Here is a 13,931-nt window from a genome sequence, read left to right as displayed (position 1 = left end):
AGAAAGCCGGAGTCTTTGTCTGATAGCGATTTACGGTACTTGATGGGCGTTAATATGCAAACGTTGAAAAGAGGACGAGGAGGCGCGTTTAAGCGATGAGTGATACTAATATGAGAACTCTTATTTTTGAATATAAGCAGTCACTTCGGGCATTGAAAGAAATGAAAGCGGCTATTGAAGTAAAGGAAGAATTAACAGAGCTAGATTTACAGGATAAAACACTAATTAATAGCATGATTAATGAAATGGAATTCGTGATTCAGTGGATGATGTCTGGCCGTTATCCAGATGCAAGACGTGGAGCGGACAGGAGTGGTGCTTATACATTGGACCCGAAGTTACTTGAAGCGGTCGTTCCTAATCGGGCGGTTATTGAAGAGAGAAAGCTGACTGCAGATGAACAGTGGCTGTTGGACGATGTGCTTGGGGATCTAACAAAGAGAGAAAGGGATGTATTTACATTAATCAGAGCAGAAGGATTGTCCTATGAGTACACAGCAGAATTATTAGGAATCAGTAAATCTTCTGTACAAACGTATTTAGAACGAGCAGAACATAAAATTGAAAATCGTAAAAACGGCAGCCTTTTTCTCGTTTCTTGAGAAAAGGCTATTTTTTATTATCTTTCTTGTCGTGCATATGCCCTATTAGTAGGAAGATGCACGACAAAATAATTTAAATTGGTTCAAAGGTAGCAGGAAAATATCTCCTTTTGTCGAAATGTAAGGTGAAGGAGATGATGGAATGAGCTTTGAAAGCCGACTATTACAACGTTTGAGACAAGATTATGTTCAAGATTTAGAAGTAAAAACAAAGCTAGATGAGGCTGAGAATTTTATCAATGATTGTGTTGAGCAATTTGAAGAGAATATTGAAGAATTCATCCCTGTGTCTAGAGGGGAAATTGAGATAGACTACCGTTTAAATGATGAAGAATTCTTTGCTGAAATGGTTATCAAAGAAAACAAATTAGTTTTTAAGCGTAATATTGAAAGCATTGAAATATACACTAGGGCTAGAGGAGAAGTGGAATTTTATAAAATTGATGAACTTATTGCTCCTTCTAGTAGTGAAGCGTGTATAAGTGTGTCAGGCGGATATTTGAATGATTATAAGTTTGATCAGTATTTAGAAAGAGCCTTTGCGGAAGTATTAAACTAATCACAAGCACCCTTCGGGGTGTTTTTTCTATGTCTAAAAATAAAGGGGGATGAGGTGATGAAATAATGTCACGAAAGAAGTTAGGGAATAAGCGGGGGCGGAAAAACAAGTATGATACACATGTTTTTCCGCGTCTTGAAGAGATTGGTCATTGGTGCAGAGAAGGCTTAACAGAAGAGGAAATATGCAAGCGTCTCGGCGTTTCGGTGTCTTCTTTCAACGAATATAAGAATAAATATCCGGAATTATCGGAGTCCTTAAAAGTAAACAAGGCAATTGCTGATTATCGGGTAGAAGATGCCTTGTACATGCGGGCGCTTGGCTATGAATACGAGGAAGAAACGTATGAGGAGTTTGAGATTGAGAGGCCTTATGTAAAAGAAGATGGCACGATTGTCCGGACAGAATTGCGGCTCACCAAAAAGGTGAAGAAGAAGCAGGCTCCAGATACGACAGCTCAAATCTTTTGGCTGAAGAATCGCCGTCCAGATAAGTGGCGAGATAAACAGGACATTGAGCATTCTGGCGAATTAACAAACAACATCGATCTGTCTGGCTTATCGATTGAGGAGTTGAGGAAACTTGCCAACTCTGACAAATGAACAGCGGCAAGCTATAGCCAAACTGGCACAGCAGGAACTAGCGCGCCGCTCATTTCGTGATTATGTGGTCCATGTTCATCGTGGAAATTATACGCATTTCAGACATACTGAATTTATTTGTGAGCATTTAGAGCCGGTTGCTAATGGCGAGCAACGTTTCATCATGATTGAAATGCCGCCGCGTCATGGTAAGTCAATGACGGTGACAGAATCATTCCCCTCTTATTTCATTTCTAAAAATCCAGAAAAACGAGTGATAGCCGCTTCTTACTCTGATTCACTGGCTCGTAAATTCGGCCGGCTGAACCGCCAAAAGGTGGAGGAGTATGGAAGGGCTCTTTTTGATGTGGAGATATCCTCAGTCAATGCCGCTCAAAATAACTGGGGAATTCAAGGAAAACGCGGCGGAATGATTGCTACTGGTATTGGCGGTTCTATCACTGGTGAGGGAGCGGATCTGCTCCTGATCGATGACCCGTTTAAAAATGCTGAGGAAGCCAATTCAAATACCATTCGTGAAAAGGTATGGGCAGAGTGGGAGAGCACCTTATCAACTCGTTTGCATAAAGGAGGCTCTGTCGTTGTCATCATGACCCGCTGGCATGAAGATGACATTATCGGGAGATTGCTTGAACGCTCTCCTTATACATGGCAGCGGCTCCGGCTCCCGGCTATCGCAGAGGATGAAGACGATGCGCTTGGCAGGGAAGTAGGAGAACCGCTTTGTCCAGAACTGGGATTTGATGAAGAATGGGCAGAAAACAAAAAGATTGAAGTTGGTTCCCGTACATGGGCAGCGTTATTTCAACAGCGGCCATCACCTGCAGGCGGGAATATTTTCAATCGTCATTGGTGGAAGTTCTACATGCCGGAAGATTTGCCGCGGATATGGGATAAACAAGCGCAGTCTTGGGACTGTACCTTTAAAGACAGCAAAACTTCTGACTTTGTTGTTGGTCAGGTATGGGGAAAGAAACAAGCGAACTTTTACTTGTTAGACCAGGACAGAAACCGGATGAATCTGCCGGAAACACTGAAGGCAATACGACACATGTCAGAAAAGTGGCCCGATGCAAAAGCAAAGTATGTCGAGGATAAAGCGAATGGGCCTGCTGTCATCCAGATGCTGCAGGATGAAATCAGCGGGTTAATTGCCGTCAATCCGGAAGGCGGTAAAGAAGTGAGAGCAAATGCTGTTTCTCCGCTTGTGGAAGCAGGAAATGTGTATTTGCCACATCCAAGCATTGCACCATGGGTGAATGACTTTATCGAAGAAGCCACCGCTTTTCCGAATGGAAAGCATGATGATATGGTCGATGCTGCTACACAGGCTCTTAATAAGCTGCAGACAGCGAAGAGCAACCCGCTCGACCGTTATAAACGATTAATGGGGAGGAAATAAAAATGCCTGATGAAATGAATGGAAAAATAACTAATTTAGAAGCAGAAATGATGATAGATGAAAGCAAAGAAAAGCTTCCTTACTTGATTGAAAATGCGAAGATAACCTCAAAGTTATTAAAAGCGAGATATGAAAGTTTGATAGCTGAAGGTTTTACAGAAAAACAGGCGTTAGAAATTATATTGACCCGTCCGCTCTATGAATGATTAGCCCGGATATCAGGAAGGTGGTGATTGAATGAAAACCATTGATGCAGCAAAGAAACAAATGCGGAATGACTTTATGGTTGGGCATGGAAAAGGGCATACACAGGACGCGCTAGTCCGGCAGAAGCCTTCTCTTAGAAGGAAGCTGACTGATGAGGAAATCTCCTCTCTGTACGCAAACAACCGTATTGTACAGAACATCATTGATATACCAGCGGAGGATATGACGCGCAGCTGGTTCACGTTGAAGATGCAAGATGTAAAGCTTCGGGATGCCATTATGTCTAAACTTCGGGACCTGAAAGCTCGGGAAGCGTATAAAGAAATGCGGCGGTATGAGCGGCTGAGGGGCGATGGCTTTATCTCTTTAGGTGTCACGCAAGATACTAACTTCAACTTAGCGCAGCCTTTAGATGAAAAAAATCTAAAAAGAGTCGATTATCTTCACGCTTTCTCTGGCATGAAAGTGAATGATTTTCTTTTGAATGAGGATATGTTTAGTCCAACCTTCGGCCAGGTGGAAATGTTTGAGATTAATCGCCGCTCTCGTACAGGTACAATGATTGCTGGTATGGAGAATACGCTTGTGCATGCTTCCAGATTGATTCATGACCAAACAAGGCGATTAGAGGACGAATATAGAGGACAGTCCTTGCTTGAGCCGCTATATGACATCATCACCGTGCTAGATACTTCTTTGTGGTCCGTTGGTCAAATCCTTTATGACTATGCTTTTAAGATTTATAAAAGTGATGGTGTTAAGGACATGAAAGCGGAAGAGAAGCGGGAGCTTGGCACGCTCATGGACTTCATGTTCCGGACAGAGGCACTTGCTATTATTGCTGCTGACGAAGATCTGCGGAAAGAATCCACCAACACAGCTGGCATTAAAGATTTGCTTGATTATGTTTGGGATATGCTTGCAGGCGCCGCTCGGATGCCAAAGACGGTTATCAAAGGGCAGGAAGCCGGCAGGATTGCAGGGGCGCAATACGATGTCATGAACTATTATTCTCGCATTGTAGCAGACCAAGAGAATGAAATGCGGCCACACTTGGAGCGGCTGATTCGTTTGCTGTTGTTATCCTCTGATGAACTTGGCGGCCAGATTGATCCAGATAAAGTTGAGTTTGATATTAGCTTTAATCCTCTTTGGGAAGTGGATGCCAAGACGGATGCGGAGATTAGGAAGTTGATTGCTGAAACGGATGCTATTTATATAACCAATGGCGTGTTGCAAGTAGACGAAGTAAGAGAAGCCCGCTTTGCTCGTTTTGGATTGACTGACCTGCTTAAATACTCCGGTGATTCAGCAGACTTTGAAAAGATGGCGCAGGAAGTTTATGCCGCTTGGAAAGAGCGTGGCAACAATGGCTAGAAAATTGCCTCCTACTCGTTTTCCTGACGCTGTAATGGTTCAGTATTACCGAGACCTGAAAAAGCTAACAGACGAACTGGGAAAGGTTACATTGAGCGTGTTTGATGAACATATTAAACCGCAGATCAAACTTTATCAGACTCGGCAGGATAGCCGCTCCTACTCAGTAGATGGACCGCTTGATATAATCCGTCAGGCTATTGAGCTCATGAAAGGTCTATCCCTTGGCATTTTCTCTTCTAATAAGATTCTGAACACAGCAACCCGCTTTGTTAATTCGATCAATGTATTCAACAAAAAGAACATGCAGGATCAGGGCAGGGTGAGAGGAATCGATCCAACCCAGAACGAACCTTGGCTGGATGAATTCATGCGTACCTCTATCATGGAGAATGTCAGCTACATTAGCACCATTCGGGATGAATACTTTCCGAAGGTTGAGAGCATTGTCTACCAAGGTGTAAAGAATGGCAGCAGTCCGAAAGAGATTCGGGAGCAGCTGGTGCAGCGGATCGGCATGTCAGAGAAGCGGGCAAAGTTTATTGCTCGTGATCAGTCCGGTTCCATTCTCGGTCAGATGACTGCCAAGCGGCATAAGGCAATGGGGGCTGAAAAGTTCAAGTGGAGCACATCAAAGGATGAGCGGGTGCGGGATTCTCATGAGAAGCTGGAGGGCAAAGTTTTTGAGTATGCTAATCCTCCCGCTGTTGGATTGCCCGGGACTGATTACAACTGCAGGTGTGTGGCTATGCCTGTGTTTGAGTAGGGGGAGTAAGTTGGGTTTCTATCGAGTCAACTATATACATGGCGACTATTTTGAAGGTGATTACCATGAAATAGGCATATATGCAGATTTAGAAAAAGCATTTTTAAAAGCTGACGAATTTATAAAAGAAAATACCTTTTACTTTAACAAATATGAACATTTGCTAGTCGAAGAATATGAGTTGGTTACCGATGAATACAAAGTCAGTAATTCGTGGTTAAAAAACGATGAAACAAATTGGGAATGGGAAGAGGAGGAAAGCGAATGAAATATGAAGTGTATAAATCAGTAGGTGAAGTCACTAGAATAACAGAGTATGAGGGCACGCCTCAAGAAATTGCATTACTAATTGCATTGCTTGATAAAGAAGAGAGCGAAATTCCCGGCACTAAACTTGAGGTTACTCCAGAGCAAGAGCATGCGTTTTTGTTGAATAGAATTAAAGGTAGTGTCAATGAAAATTTGCGCCATTTTATGAATAGTGATGCTCCTTCATTGGCTCCTCTAAACGCGTTTGAACCTGAAGATTTCCTTGCTCTGTTAAGAGGATTTTATGTAGTGAAAAAAGAAGGTGAATCTAATGGATGACAAAACAGCCAAAAGCATTGATAGATCATTAAAGAGCATTGCTGCTTCTCTTGAGAGGATGTCAAAGAATCGCCCAACAGTAGTTTGTGATCCGACTATTAATATCTCTGGGGGACCGAGTGAAGTGAAAGAAGCAATTAGAAAAGAACTTGAGAAAACTTTTGAGCAATTACGTTTAACAGACTTCCGACAAGGATAGTCTTTTTTATTGTCTGAAAGGGGATCGCTCATGAAGAAAATGAAAAAGACACCGGCAGAACTCTTTGAGGCCTATCAGAGAAAGCTACAGGAGTTTTCTCAAGGTACTCTTATCGCTGATGATGCAGAGTTCGTTAAAATGCTTGCTTTCAGAGAAGTGCTAGTGGCAGCAGAACTGGAACAATTAAAAGACTTTCACAAAAAAGAAATAGCAGACATTCGGCGTAGTCTCTTCGAAAAGAATAAACAGAATGAGAAACGTAAAAGGAGGTGAGAACATGAAAGATTGGGAACTGAGCACTATGGAAGAGCTTGAACAGGCATTTGAGCAAGCGATGGCAGCAGAAGCGGGCCTTGGAGTATTCGTTGAAATGCCAGGATTTGATTATCCAGAACTTATCACCAATCCTCCTGGGAACTTGGAGAAAAAGCTTGCATATTACAAAGCGACTTATGACGAGAACCTTAATCATAAACACGCTAAGGGTGTTTGCATTATAGGTTACACGCTGTAAGTCGAATAGCCGCAAGAAGGGGGTGAGGATGTGTGAAGAATCAACGCTTTGACAGAGCATTTATTACGGATTATGACGAAACGCCAGAGGGTTATTTAACGGTCACCGTGCCGATTACCCGCCCTGGCGTTTTTCCATATCAGCGGCAAGACGGAACTATCCAGATGGAAGCCAAGCTGCCTGATGAAATATTCAGCGACAGAACCATCCGCTCGGCCCGATCTAAGCCAGTGACAGACGATCATCCCAATGAGCCGGTTACGTTGAAAAACTATAACCGCTATGCAAAAGGAATGTCTCATACTGATGCAACTGTCCGAAATTTAAAGCTTTACGTATCCATGACGATCACTGATGAAGCATTAATCCAGAAGATTCGGGATGGTAAAAGGGAAATCAGCATTGGTTTTCTGTCGGATGTAGTTGCTGAACAGGGTTCCTATAACGGTGATGCTTATCAGTTTGTTCAAAGGAATTTAGAAATTAACCATATAGCCATTGTAGACAAGGGAAGAGCGGGGCCGGAAGTAGCCATTCGCAATGACTCGGATGCATGGCAGATTGAAAATGAGGGAGGAAAAGGAAACATGCCAACATACAAAATTGACGGTAAAGATTATGAAGTAGATCCAATGATTAAGGCGCGGCTTGATACGCTCCATGCTCAGTTAGATGCTGCTTCTACGAAAGTGAAAGAGTTTGACACGTTGCAAGGCCGATTCGATGCACAAGAAGCCAAGCTTCAAAAGGCAGAAGCTGATCTGCAAGAAGCGCAAAAACAACAGCTGTCCGCTGATGAACTGGATAAGAAAGTAGAAGCTCGCGTGCAGTTGATTAGTGGTGCCAAAACAATGCTTGGTGATTCATTCGACTTCACTGGAAAGTCAGAGCGCGAGATCAAGGAAGCGGTCATTCAGAAGGCGAAGCCGGACTTTAAAGGTGATGGCAAGTCTGATGACTATGTGAATGCCTTTTATGATGCAACGATTGGTCAGGTCAAACAAGAAGGATTCTCTTCCACTGGCGCCAATCATTTATTCTCAGGTGACGGAGCAGCTGCTACTAACAAACAACTCGCTGAAATGAGATCACAACGCTTAAACATGAATCAATCTAAATAAGGAGGGCGTTTTATATGCCAATCACACAATATGACAAATATATGCCGGAAGCTGGCCGACCAGGAGCGCTTGCGAATTATCAGGACTATAGCGCAGATACAAAAGCGGCCGAAGAGGTTATTCCGTTTGGTGCCGCTGTACAGCTTGGAACAGATGGGGAAGGAGTTACACAAGTAAAAGCTGCAGGAAAGCCGTATGGAATTGCTATGGCAACAGAGGTTCACGATTGGATTAACAACGCCGATGACCAACATTACAAGAAATACAAGCCTGTTACCGTCATTCGCAAAGGTGTTGTCTGGGTGAATGCAGGAGAAGACGTACTAACAGGAGAAGCGGCTGCTGTTGATCCGACAACAGGCAAATTCGTTGGGGCAGATGCTGCAGGAGCGATTGCTTTTCCGACTGCCGTATTTAAATCGAAAGCCGCTACAGGCTCATTAGTACAAGTAGAAATCAACTTACCATAAGAGGAGTGAAGAGGAATGAATGGGATGCAATTTAGACAAGATGCATTGATCCGTCCAGAGGATCTACAAGCAATTGACCGTGTAGTTTATGAACCAAAGAAAGAGGAATTGATTGGCCGCTCGCTTTTTAGTGTGAAAAGCGATGTGCCACCAGCTGCAGAAACATATGGATATGATGTGATTACTCGTTCTGGGTCTGCGAAAATTCTTGCGCCGGGTGCCGATGATATTCCACTCGTTGATGCTGATAAGCGCCGTAAGAAAGTGGATATCTACTCGATTGTTACGGCTATTCGTTACAGCATCACTGAATTACGTCAGGCGCAAATGGCAGGCATTCCTGTTGATTCAGCGAAAGCAGAGTGGGCTCGCCGCGCCATTGCAGAAAAGGAAAACCGAATCATCTGGCATGGAGATAAGAAATATAATATTCCGGGTGTTGTAAATGCAGAGGGCATTCAGACACTTGCTGTTGACAGTGGAGCTGGCGGCTCAGCAAAGTGGAAGGATAAAACAGGCCGTGAAATCGTAGATGATATTCGCAAGGCACGCTCACTAGTGAACCGCCTGCCTGGTCACAAAGCGAACACGCTTGTTTTAACTCCAGGGGGCATGGAAGCATTAGAAAGAGAATACAACGCCAATACAGATAAAACAGTAATGGAATATATCCGTAGTCAAGGTTGGTTCTCTAATATCGTGGCCACATCTGATCTTGAAGGACAAGGGGATGCAGGAACAGACTGCTTCTTGGTGCTAGACAACTCATCTTCTGTTATTCAGATTTTGATCACAATGGATATTGTCCGTCATCCGGAAGAATACAAGTTTCCTAACTACAAGGTGCCATTCGAGGAGCGCTTAGGCGGTGCGGTTGTCCGTTATCCTATGGCTATTGTGAGAGGGGATGGAATCTGATGTTAGTCCATAACAAAGGTAAATTCGTTCGTCATGCAGCAGACGTTACGCTTGTGCCGGGTGCTAACCAAGTAGATCCGGAAGACTTTAAAAAATTCAGTGGCAACGCCATTATGAAAACGCTCATTGAAAAAGGCGAGATTGTGCCACAAAAGAGCCTGAAAGAAATGAATGTTGAAGAAGCGGTGGAGCTTGTGAAGGACACCTTCTCTCTTAGCCTCTTAGAAGAAATGCAGACGGGAGAGAAAAGAAAGACTGTTCTTGATGTCATTGCTGATCAGGTAGCGCATATCAAAGGCGAAGATAGCGAAGAAGAATAATTCGGAGGTGAAACAGGATGTTAGTTCATAACAAAGGCGAGCACGCACGGCATATCGGAGTGTATTTGAATCCAGGTACGAATGAGCTGTCTGAAGAAGAGGCGGCTAAATTCACGAAAGTGTATGAGAATCCACGGCTTCAGCATTTAATGTCCGATATTGAAGTTGTAAAAGAGAATGAAGATGAATCTTCTTCTGCTTTTGCTAAATTGACAGCAGATAAAGCGATTGAACTAGTTAAGGCCACGTCTGAAATTGCTCTTTTAGAAGAGTTTAGAGCGGATGAAGTCAGCAATAACAACCGAAAAACTGTTCTCAAGGCTATTGATAGTCAAGTAGAGGTGTTAAACCAGCCGCATGATGAAGAACCTTTCATTGATGGGCAGGAGTGATGGTTATGGCAACTACATCACTTGAACGTATTAGAGCAACCGCTTCTCACTTAGCAGCAGTTTCAGACACTACCCTTACGCTGCTCATTGAGGATGCAGCCCTTGAAGTATCCAAGTTAAATGCTCCAGAGGAATACCAAGAGCGGCTAATCCGGTATCTGACGATTCATCTTGCTTCGATTAGTCCTAAAGTGGTGCTGAAAGAAAAACTGGCTGACCTTGAAAAAACATACGCAAATGCAGGGGCGTCTGGCGGTCTCTTGTCCACTCCTTACGGCGCTGAATACCAAAGGCTTCTGGATGAATTGGAAGTGCCAGAGAAGAAAAAAACGCTAAATCTGACGGTGCTTTAACATGGTTAGGAATCGAAGCGGTGTCACTGTCACCATGAATGAGGATAATTTGGACAGGCTAGAAAGGATATTTGCTGATTTAAACAGCTATGCGGTAGAAGTGGGTATCTTTGCTGCAGATGATTCTTTCTATGCCATGCTCGCCAATGTGCATGAATTCGGGATCACAATCACGCCAAAGAATGGGAGATACTTAACGATCCCTGTTAGTCCTGAGTCTCATGGGAAAAGAGCCGGTGATTTCCCTAACTTGTTCCGCCCGCATGGCACCAATGTGTTAGCTGTTCCAAAGGGCCGGAATGACTTCGAAGTGCTTTTTGTGCTTGTGGAGTCTGTAACGATTCCTGAACGCTCGTTTGTCCGTTCCACTTTTGATGAAAAAGAGGAAACGTGGAGCGAGTTTTTAAAGCGGCAGCTGAACTTAGTTCTCAGTGGCCAGATCAGTGTTGAGGATATGTTCAACCGTATGGGGGCCATAGCAGCAGCGGATATCCAAGAAAAGATGGCTAATAGTTCTCCAGCAAATGCAGGGGCAACTATCAGCGCCAAGCGTTCTTCCAATCCGCTTATTGATACTGGCGGGCTTCGGCAGAGGGTTACATGGAAAGTGGTGAGACGCAATGCCTGAGAAAATGATATTTAGCCCGATGGTTATAGAGAATGGGATGCCTTTCACTGCTTTTCAAAAGCCGATTGATGAGGAAGGACATTATGAAAATGGTGATTGGATAGAACCGCAGCCTATTCCTGTTCCAGCATTTGGTGTTATTTTGCCATTCTCCGATGATGATCTTCGCTATTCGGAAGCGGGCACCTATTCTACAAAGGATCGCAAGCTCTATACAATCGAGCCGCTTAAAGAGGGGCAAAAAATCGAATATAAAGGCATCCCGTACACGGTCCAGCAGTTCAAGGACTATACAGATTACGCGGATGTCTTTATTTATGTGGCGAGGTGGGCAGGGAATGAAAACAGCCATCCTTAAAGAAATGATCGGCCGTATCCAAGAGGATAACGGCTTTTTAATCGTGAAGGCAGATCAAGAAGGCGCCAAGGTGCCGCCGCTTCCCTATGCCACTTATAAAGTGACTTCTCCTTATATCAAAGGGAGAGGCCGCGGAGCATTTACTCAGTTTGTCGATGAGGGGAGCGGGGCCGCTTATGAAAAGTTCACCGAGCAGCCGCTGACAACGATCTCTTTTAACGTGTTTGCAGATGATGTAGACGAAGCGAGGGAGCTGGCTATTCAGTTAAGAAACTGGTTCACCTTCGCTGGTACGCCTTATCTGCAAGATAGGGATATCGTTGTCCGCTCTGCCGGCAATGTGGAAAATCGGACCACTCACCTTATTGATCATTATGAATACAAGCATGGATTTGATGTGCAGCTGCGGACAGAGGAAGAACAGGTTCGCTTGATGACAGAATCCATAGAAACTATTGAAATAGGAGGATAACCATATGCCATTACAAGATGTCAACGTAACGATTGATATCACTAAACCGGCTGAGTATGTAGGGTTTGGCAAGCCGCTGATTCTCGCAGAAAAGACCGGACCTTTAGAAACGCCATTTAAGAATTATAAGAGTTTAACAGATGTAGCGGTGGACTTTCCGGAAAGCACCAAAGCTTATGCGAAAGCAAAAGCGGTATTCGATCAAGAGCATCGTCCTGTTTCTCTTTCAATTGCTGCGTACGATCCAGCTGCCGCTGATGGTGTTAACACGCCTGTCGGTATTTTAGAGAAGTATTACGACAATGACTGGGTCTTTGTTATTGCTGCTGATGCCGAGTTGTCTGAGAGAGTAGCTATTGCTGATTTCGTGGAAACGAAGCGATATAAATTCTTTGTCACAACAGCTGCTACCGCTTCCGATCGTACAGCCTTTAAAACAAAAGAGTATGAGCGTACCATTGTTTTCTATCACACGAAAGATGATGAACATCCGGATGCGGCCCTTGTTGGCGAAGTAGCTAATCAAACTGTTGGGAAAGTGACATGGAAATTCAAGACACTTACAGGGATTACACCGATTGATATTCAGCCGGATGAATTAACACCTATTCATAAGGATGGTGCCATTGCTTATGTAACGAAAGCAGGCAAGCCTCAGACAAGTGAAGGCATCGTGGTGAGTGGTGAATACATCGATGTGATGCACGGAAAAGATTGGGTGAAATTTAGCATGGAAATGGAGATTCAGACTGCTCTCTCTAATGCTCCGAAAGTTCCTTATTCCAACGAAGGGATCAGCTTATTTGAGGGAGCTTCTACAACAGTCCTTCAAACTGCCACAGCACAAGGCATCATCGATAAAGACGATGCTGGCAATCCGATGTATACCATTGTTGCGAAGCCGCGCAGTGAAATGCCAGAAGAGGAGAGAAAAGGACGTAAATATAGCGGTCTTTCTTTCTCTTATAAACCGGAAGGCGCGATTCATGAGGGAGACATCAAGGGAGAAATTTTTAAATAAGGAGGCTAACCAATTATGGGTTCATATGATCCAAAGAAATGTACCGTCAATGTAGGCGGTCGCTTTATTACTGGCTTTGATGAAGGCACTATGGTCTCTTCAGAAAGGGATGAAGATTTTTTCTCTGAAAAGACAGATGCACAAGGGGAGCCGATTGTTACCGAAACACATAATCCGTTTGGAACAATTACTATCACCTTGTCTCAGACTTCACCATCCTTGCCTTACATGAATGACCTAGCCAGATCAAGAAAGGAATTTCCAGTCTGGGTAAACTATAACGGGGAACCAAAGGAAAAAAGCGGTGGTACCCGAGCTCGTGCTAAAAAGCCTGCCGGCAAAGAGTACGGGGATGAAGCGGGTTCTCGGGAATTTGAAATCAAGGTATTTGATTACACGGATCAAGAGTAATTATGCGTCCGCGTAATAAACGTAACCGAAAAAATAAAAAATTGAACAATCAAACGAAGCGGTCAAACAAGGCCGCTTCTTTATTATTTCATTACAAGGGAGAGATTTTTAAAATGGCTAAAATCGGTACTCAAAAACAAGTAACAGTTGAAGGTGTAGATTATACATTACAACATCCAGGCAATCGTGAATTTACACGTATTCAAGACCGAGCTCAAACAGATCAAGGTACATTTTCCTCAGAAAAATGGGCTGACGAAATAATGAAACATGTAGTCGTTGAGCCTAAAGTATCCTGGGAATATTTCGATGAACACGATGGCTTTGATGAAGTAATCAAAGAAGCTACTACCTTTCTTAGAACAGGAAAATAAGGGGAAGGATTTAACCGCATATCGGGCGCGAGTAAATGATGAATGGTATTTCTGGCGCCCGATCGTTTTAAAGGTGGTTTCTTATACAGAAGCCATAGAAATGTCTCGTGATCAATTAAACATGCTAAATGTGGCTATTGATATACAAGCAGAGAAAGAGAACCAAGCAATGAAAAGCAAAAAGAAATAACCAAACTACACTTTGAGAAAGGAGGGGGACCATGGAGAATTTACGCGATATGGCTATTCGGATTGCCATGGATGCAGACAGTGATCC

At 43.6% G+C, this 13,931-nt stretch carries 24 protein-coding genes; all 24 read left to right on the top strand.

Annotated elements, in window-relative coordinates; genetic code table 11:
- Positions 1 to 95 precede the first annotated feature (95 nt).
- The 24 genes from BBA02S_RS18455 to BBA02S_RS18340 all read left to right on the top strand — a co-directional run bounded on the left by BBA02S_RS18455 (position 96) and on the right by BBA02S_RS18340 (position 13,654).
- Positions 96 to 602 carry a sigma factor-like helix-turn-helix DNA-binding protein gene (locus tag BBA02S_RS18455; RefSeq protein ID WP_052477451.1) on the top strand — a complete coding sequence of 169 codons (507 nt, stop codon included), beginning with the start codon at positions 96 to 98 and terminating at the stop codon, positions 600 to 602.
- A 142-nt stretch (positions 603 to 744) separates the two neighbouring features.
- On the top strand, positions 745 to 1,161 hold the full coding sequence (locus BBA02S_RS18450) for a hypothetical protein (RefSeq protein WP_041114608.1): 417 nt from the start codon (positions 745 to 747) through the stop codon (positions 1,159 to 1,161).
- 65 nt (positions 1,162 to 1,226) lie between these two features.
- Positions 1,227 to 1,763 carry a hypothetical protein gene (locus BBA02S_RS18445; protein ID WP_041114609.1) on the top strand — a complete coding sequence of 179 codons (537 nt, stop codon included), beginning with the start codon at positions 1,227 to 1,229 and terminating at the stop codon, positions 1,761 to 1,763.
- Positions 1,744 to 3,165, top strand: a complete 1,422-nt coding sequence (gene terL / locus BBA02S_RS18440) for a phage terminase large subunit (protein WP_041114610.1) — start codon at positions 1,744 to 1,746, stop codon at positions 3,163 to 3,165. The genes BBA02S_RS18445 and terL overlap by 20 nt, the downstream gene beginning before the upstream one ends.
- Before the next feature lie 2 nt (positions 3,166 to 3,167).
- On the top strand, positions 3,168 to 3,371 hold the full coding sequence (locus BBA02S_RS18435) for a hypothetical protein (protein WP_041114611.1): 204 nt from the start codon (positions 3,168 to 3,170) through the stop codon (positions 3,369 to 3,371).
- 31 nt (positions 3,372 to 3,402) lie between these two features.
- Positions 3,403 to 4,749 carry a DUF1073 domain-containing protein gene (locus BBA02S_RS18430; RefSeq protein ID WP_041114612.1) on the top strand — a complete coding sequence of 449 codons (1,347 nt, stop codon included), beginning with the start codon at positions 3,403 to 3,405 and terminating at the stop codon, positions 4,747 to 4,749.
- Positions 4,742 to 5,515, top strand: a complete 774-nt coding sequence (locus BBA02S_RS18425; protein ID WP_169799381.1) for a phage minor head protein — start codon at positions 4,742 to 4,744, stop codon at positions 5,513 to 5,515. The genes BBA02S_RS18430 and BBA02S_RS18425 overlap by 8 nt, the downstream gene beginning before the upstream one ends.
- 10 nt (positions 5,516 to 5,525) lie before the next feature.
- Positions 5,526 to 5,783: a hypothetical protein gene (locus BBA02S_RS18420; protein WP_041114614.1), complete on the top strand. Its 258-nt coding sequence runs from the start codon at positions 5,526 to 5,528 to the stop codon at positions 5,781 to 5,783.
- The gene (locus tag BBA02S_RS18415; RefSeq protein WP_041114615.1) at positions 5,780 to 6,103 is read left to right on the top strand and encodes a hypothetical protein; all 324 of its coding nucleotides are present in this window, start codon (positions 5,780 to 5,782) and stop codon (positions 6,101 to 6,103) included. Before BBA02S_RS18420 ends, BBA02S_RS18415 begins: the two co-directional genes overlap by 4 nt.
- On the top strand, positions 6,096 to 6,302 hold the full coding sequence (locus BBA02S_RS18410; RefSeq protein WP_041114616.1) for a hypothetical protein: 207 nt from the start codon (positions 6,096 to 6,098) through the stop codon (positions 6,300 to 6,302). The genes BBA02S_RS18415 and BBA02S_RS18410 overlap by 8 nt, the downstream gene beginning before the upstream one ends.
- Before the next feature lie 30 nt (positions 6,303 to 6,332).
- Positions 6,333 to 6,575, top strand: a complete 243-nt coding sequence (locus BBA02S_RS18405) for a hypothetical protein (protein WP_041114617.1) — start codon at positions 6,333 to 6,335, stop codon at positions 6,573 to 6,575.
- A 4-nt stretch (positions 6,576 to 6,579) separates the two neighbouring features.
- On the top strand, positions 6,580 to 6,816 hold the full coding sequence (locus BBA02S_RS18400) for a hypothetical protein (RefSeq protein ID WP_041114618.1): 237 nt from the start codon (positions 6,580 to 6,582) through the stop codon (positions 6,814 to 6,816).
- Positions 6,817 to 6,848: 32 nt separating this feature from the next.
- On the top strand, positions 6,849 to 7,937 hold the full coding sequence (locus BBA02S_RS18395) for a DUF2213 domain-containing protein (protein ID WP_041114619.1): 1,089 nt from the start codon (positions 6,849 to 6,851) through the stop codon (positions 7,935 to 7,937).
- A gap of 14 nt (positions 7,938 to 7,951) precedes the next feature.
- Positions 7,952 to 8,407, top strand: coding sequence for a structural cement protein Gp24 (locus tag BBA02S_RS18390; RefSeq protein WP_052477453.1), 456 nt, complete (start codon positions 7,952 to 7,954; stop codon positions 8,405 to 8,407).
- 15 nt (positions 8,408 to 8,422) lie between these two features.
- Positions 8,423 to 9,325 carry a DUF2184 domain-containing protein gene (locus tag BBA02S_RS18385; RefSeq protein WP_231557237.1) on the top strand — a complete coding sequence of 301 codons (903 nt, stop codon included), beginning with the start codon at positions 8,423 to 8,425 and terminating at the stop codon, positions 9,323 to 9,325.
- Positions 9,325 to 9,645, top strand: a complete 321-nt coding sequence (locus BBA02S_RS18380; protein ID WP_041114620.1) for a hypothetical protein — start codon at positions 9,325 to 9,327, stop codon at positions 9,643 to 9,645. Before BBA02S_RS18385 ends, BBA02S_RS18380 begins: the two co-directional genes overlap by 1 nt.
- 17 nt (positions 9,646 to 9,662) lie before the next feature.
- Positions 9,663 to 10,037, top strand: a complete 375-nt coding sequence (locus BBA02S_RS18375) for a hypothetical protein (protein WP_041114621.1) — start codon at positions 9,663 to 9,665, stop codon at positions 10,035 to 10,037.
- Positions 10,038 to 10,042: 5 nt separating this feature from the next.
- On the top strand, positions 10,043 to 10,390 hold the full coding sequence (locus BBA02S_RS18370) for a DUF4054 domain-containing protein (RefSeq protein WP_052477455.1): 348 nt from the start codon (positions 10,043 to 10,045) through the stop codon (positions 10,388 to 10,390).
- 1 nt (position 10,391) lies between these two features.
- Positions 10,392 to 11,018 (top strand): hypothetical protein, encoded by a 627-nt coding sequence (locus BBA02S_RS18365; protein ID WP_197072553.1) that lies wholly within the window; start codon positions 10,392 to 10,394, stop codon positions 11,016 to 11,018.
- Positions 11,011 to 11,376 carry a hypothetical protein gene (locus BBA02S_RS18360; RefSeq protein WP_041114623.1) on the top strand — a complete coding sequence of 122 codons (366 nt, stop codon included), beginning with the start codon at positions 11,011 to 11,013 and terminating at the stop codon, positions 11,374 to 11,376. The genes BBA02S_RS18365 and BBA02S_RS18360 overlap by 8 nt, the downstream gene beginning before the upstream one ends.
- The gene (locus tag BBA02S_RS18355) at positions 11,357 to 11,848 is read left to right on the top strand and encodes a phage neck terminator protein (RefSeq protein WP_041114624.1); all 492 of its coding nucleotides are present in this window, start codon (positions 11,357 to 11,359) and stop codon (positions 11,846 to 11,848) included. Before BBA02S_RS18360 ends, BBA02S_RS18355 begins: the two co-directional genes overlap by 20 nt.
- A gap of 4 nt (positions 11,849 to 11,852) precedes the next feature.
- Positions 11,853 to 12,869: a DUF3383 family protein gene (locus BBA02S_RS18350; RefSeq protein WP_041114625.1), complete on the top strand. Its 1,017-nt coding sequence runs from the start codon at positions 11,853 to 11,855 to the stop codon at positions 12,867 to 12,869.
- 15 nt (positions 12,870 to 12,884) lie between these two features.
- The gene (locus BBA02S_RS18345) at positions 12,885 to 13,280 is read left to right on the top strand and encodes a phage structural protein (protein ID WP_041114626.1); all 396 of its coding nucleotides are present in this window, start codon (positions 12,885 to 12,887) and stop codon (positions 13,278 to 13,280) included.
- 113 nt (positions 13,281 to 13,393) lie between these two features.
- The gene (locus BBA02S_RS18340) at positions 13,394 to 13,654 is read left to right on the top strand and encodes a hypothetical protein (RefSeq protein WP_041114631.1); all 261 of its coding nucleotides are present in this window, start codon (positions 13,394 to 13,396) and stop codon (positions 13,652 to 13,654) included.
- Positions 13,655 to 13,931 lie beyond the last annotated feature (277 nt).

The sequence above is a fragment of the Bacillus badius NBRC 15713 genome (genome assembly GCF_001591605.1).
In the GTDB taxonomy this organism is placed as follows: Bacteria; Bacillota; Bacilli; order Bacillales; family Domibacillaceae; genus Pseudobacillus; species Pseudobacillus badius.
The sequence above is the reverse complement of the archived record's forward strand: the minus strand, read 5'-3'. Positions and strand labels throughout refer to the sequence as shown.

Coding starts and splice junctions, on each gene's coding strand:
- BBA02S_RS18455 (WP_052477451.1), top strand. CDS start 96: ATGAGTGATACTAATATGAGAACTCTTATTTTTGAATATAAGCAGTCA.
- BBA02S_RS18450 (WP_041114608.1), top strand. CDS start 745: ATGAGCTTTGAAAGCCGACTATTACAACGTTTGAGACAAGATTATGTT.
- BBA02S_RS18445 (WP_041114609.1), top strand. CDS start 1,227: ATGTCACGAAAGAAGTTAGGGAATAAGCGGGGGCGGAAAAACAAGTAT.
- BBA02S_RS18435 (WP_041114611.1), top strand. CDS start 3,168: ATGCCTGATGAAATGAATGGAAAAATAACTAATTTAGAAGCAGAAATG.
- BBA02S_RS18430 (WP_041114612.1), top strand. CDS start 3,403: ATGAAAACCATTGATGCAGCAAAGAAACAAATGCGGAATGACTTTATG.
- BBA02S_RS18425 (WP_169799381.1), top strand. CDS start 4,742: ATGGCTAGAAAATTGCCTCCTACTCGTTTTCCTGACGCTGTAATGGTT.
- BBA02S_RS18415 (WP_041114615.1), top strand. CDS start 5,780: ATGAAATATGAAGTGTATAAATCAGTAGGTGAAGTCACTAGAATAACA.
- BBA02S_RS18410 (WP_041114616.1), top strand. CDS start 6,096: ATGGATGACAAAACAGCCAAAAGCATTGATAGATCATTAAAGAGCATT.
- BBA02S_RS18405 (WP_041114617.1), top strand. CDS start 6,333: ATGAAGAAAATGAAAAAGACACCGGCAGAACTCTTTGAGGCCTATCAG.
- BBA02S_RS18400 (WP_041114618.1), top strand. CDS start 6,580: ATGAAAGATTGGGAACTGAGCACTATGGAAGAGCTTGAACAGGCATTT.
- BBA02S_RS18390 (WP_052477453.1), top strand. CDS start 7,952: ATGCCAATCACACAATATGACAAATATATGCCGGAAGCTGGCCGACCA.
- BBA02S_RS18385 (WP_231557237.1), top strand. CDS start 8,423: ATGAATGGGATGCAATTTAGACAAGATGCATTGATCCGTCCAGAGGAT.
- BBA02S_RS18380 (WP_041114620.1), top strand. CDS start 9,325: ATGTTAGTCCATAACAAAGGTAAATTCGTTCGTCATGCAGCAGACGTT.
- BBA02S_RS18375 (WP_041114621.1), top strand. CDS start 9,663: ATGTTAGTTCATAACAAAGGCGAGCACGCACGGCATATCGGAGTGTAT.
- BBA02S_RS18370 (WP_052477455.1), top strand. CDS start 10,043: ATGGCAACTACATCACTTGAACGTATTAGAGCAACCGCTTCTCACTTA.
- BBA02S_RS18365 (WP_197072553.1), top strand. CDS start 10,392: ATGGTTAGGAATCGAAGCGGTGTCACTGTCACCATGAATGAGGATAAT.
- BBA02S_RS18360 (WP_041114623.1), top strand. CDS start 11,011: ATGCCTGAGAAAATGATATTTAGCCCGATGGTTATAGAGAATGGGATG.
- BBA02S_RS18355 (WP_041114624.1), top strand. CDS start 11,357: ATGAAAACAGCCATCCTTAAAGAAATGATCGGCCGTATCCAAGAGGAT.
- BBA02S_RS18350 (WP_041114625.1), top strand. CDS start 11,853: ATGCCATTACAAGATGTCAACGTAACGATTGATATCACTAAACCGGCT.
- BBA02S_RS18345 (WP_041114626.1), top strand. CDS start 12,885: ATGGGTTCATATGATCCAAAGAAATGTACCGTCAATGTAGGCGGTCGC.
- BBA02S_RS18340 (WP_041114631.1), top strand. CDS start 13,394: ATGGCTAAAATCGGTACTCAAAAACAAGTAACAGTTGAAGGTGTAGAT.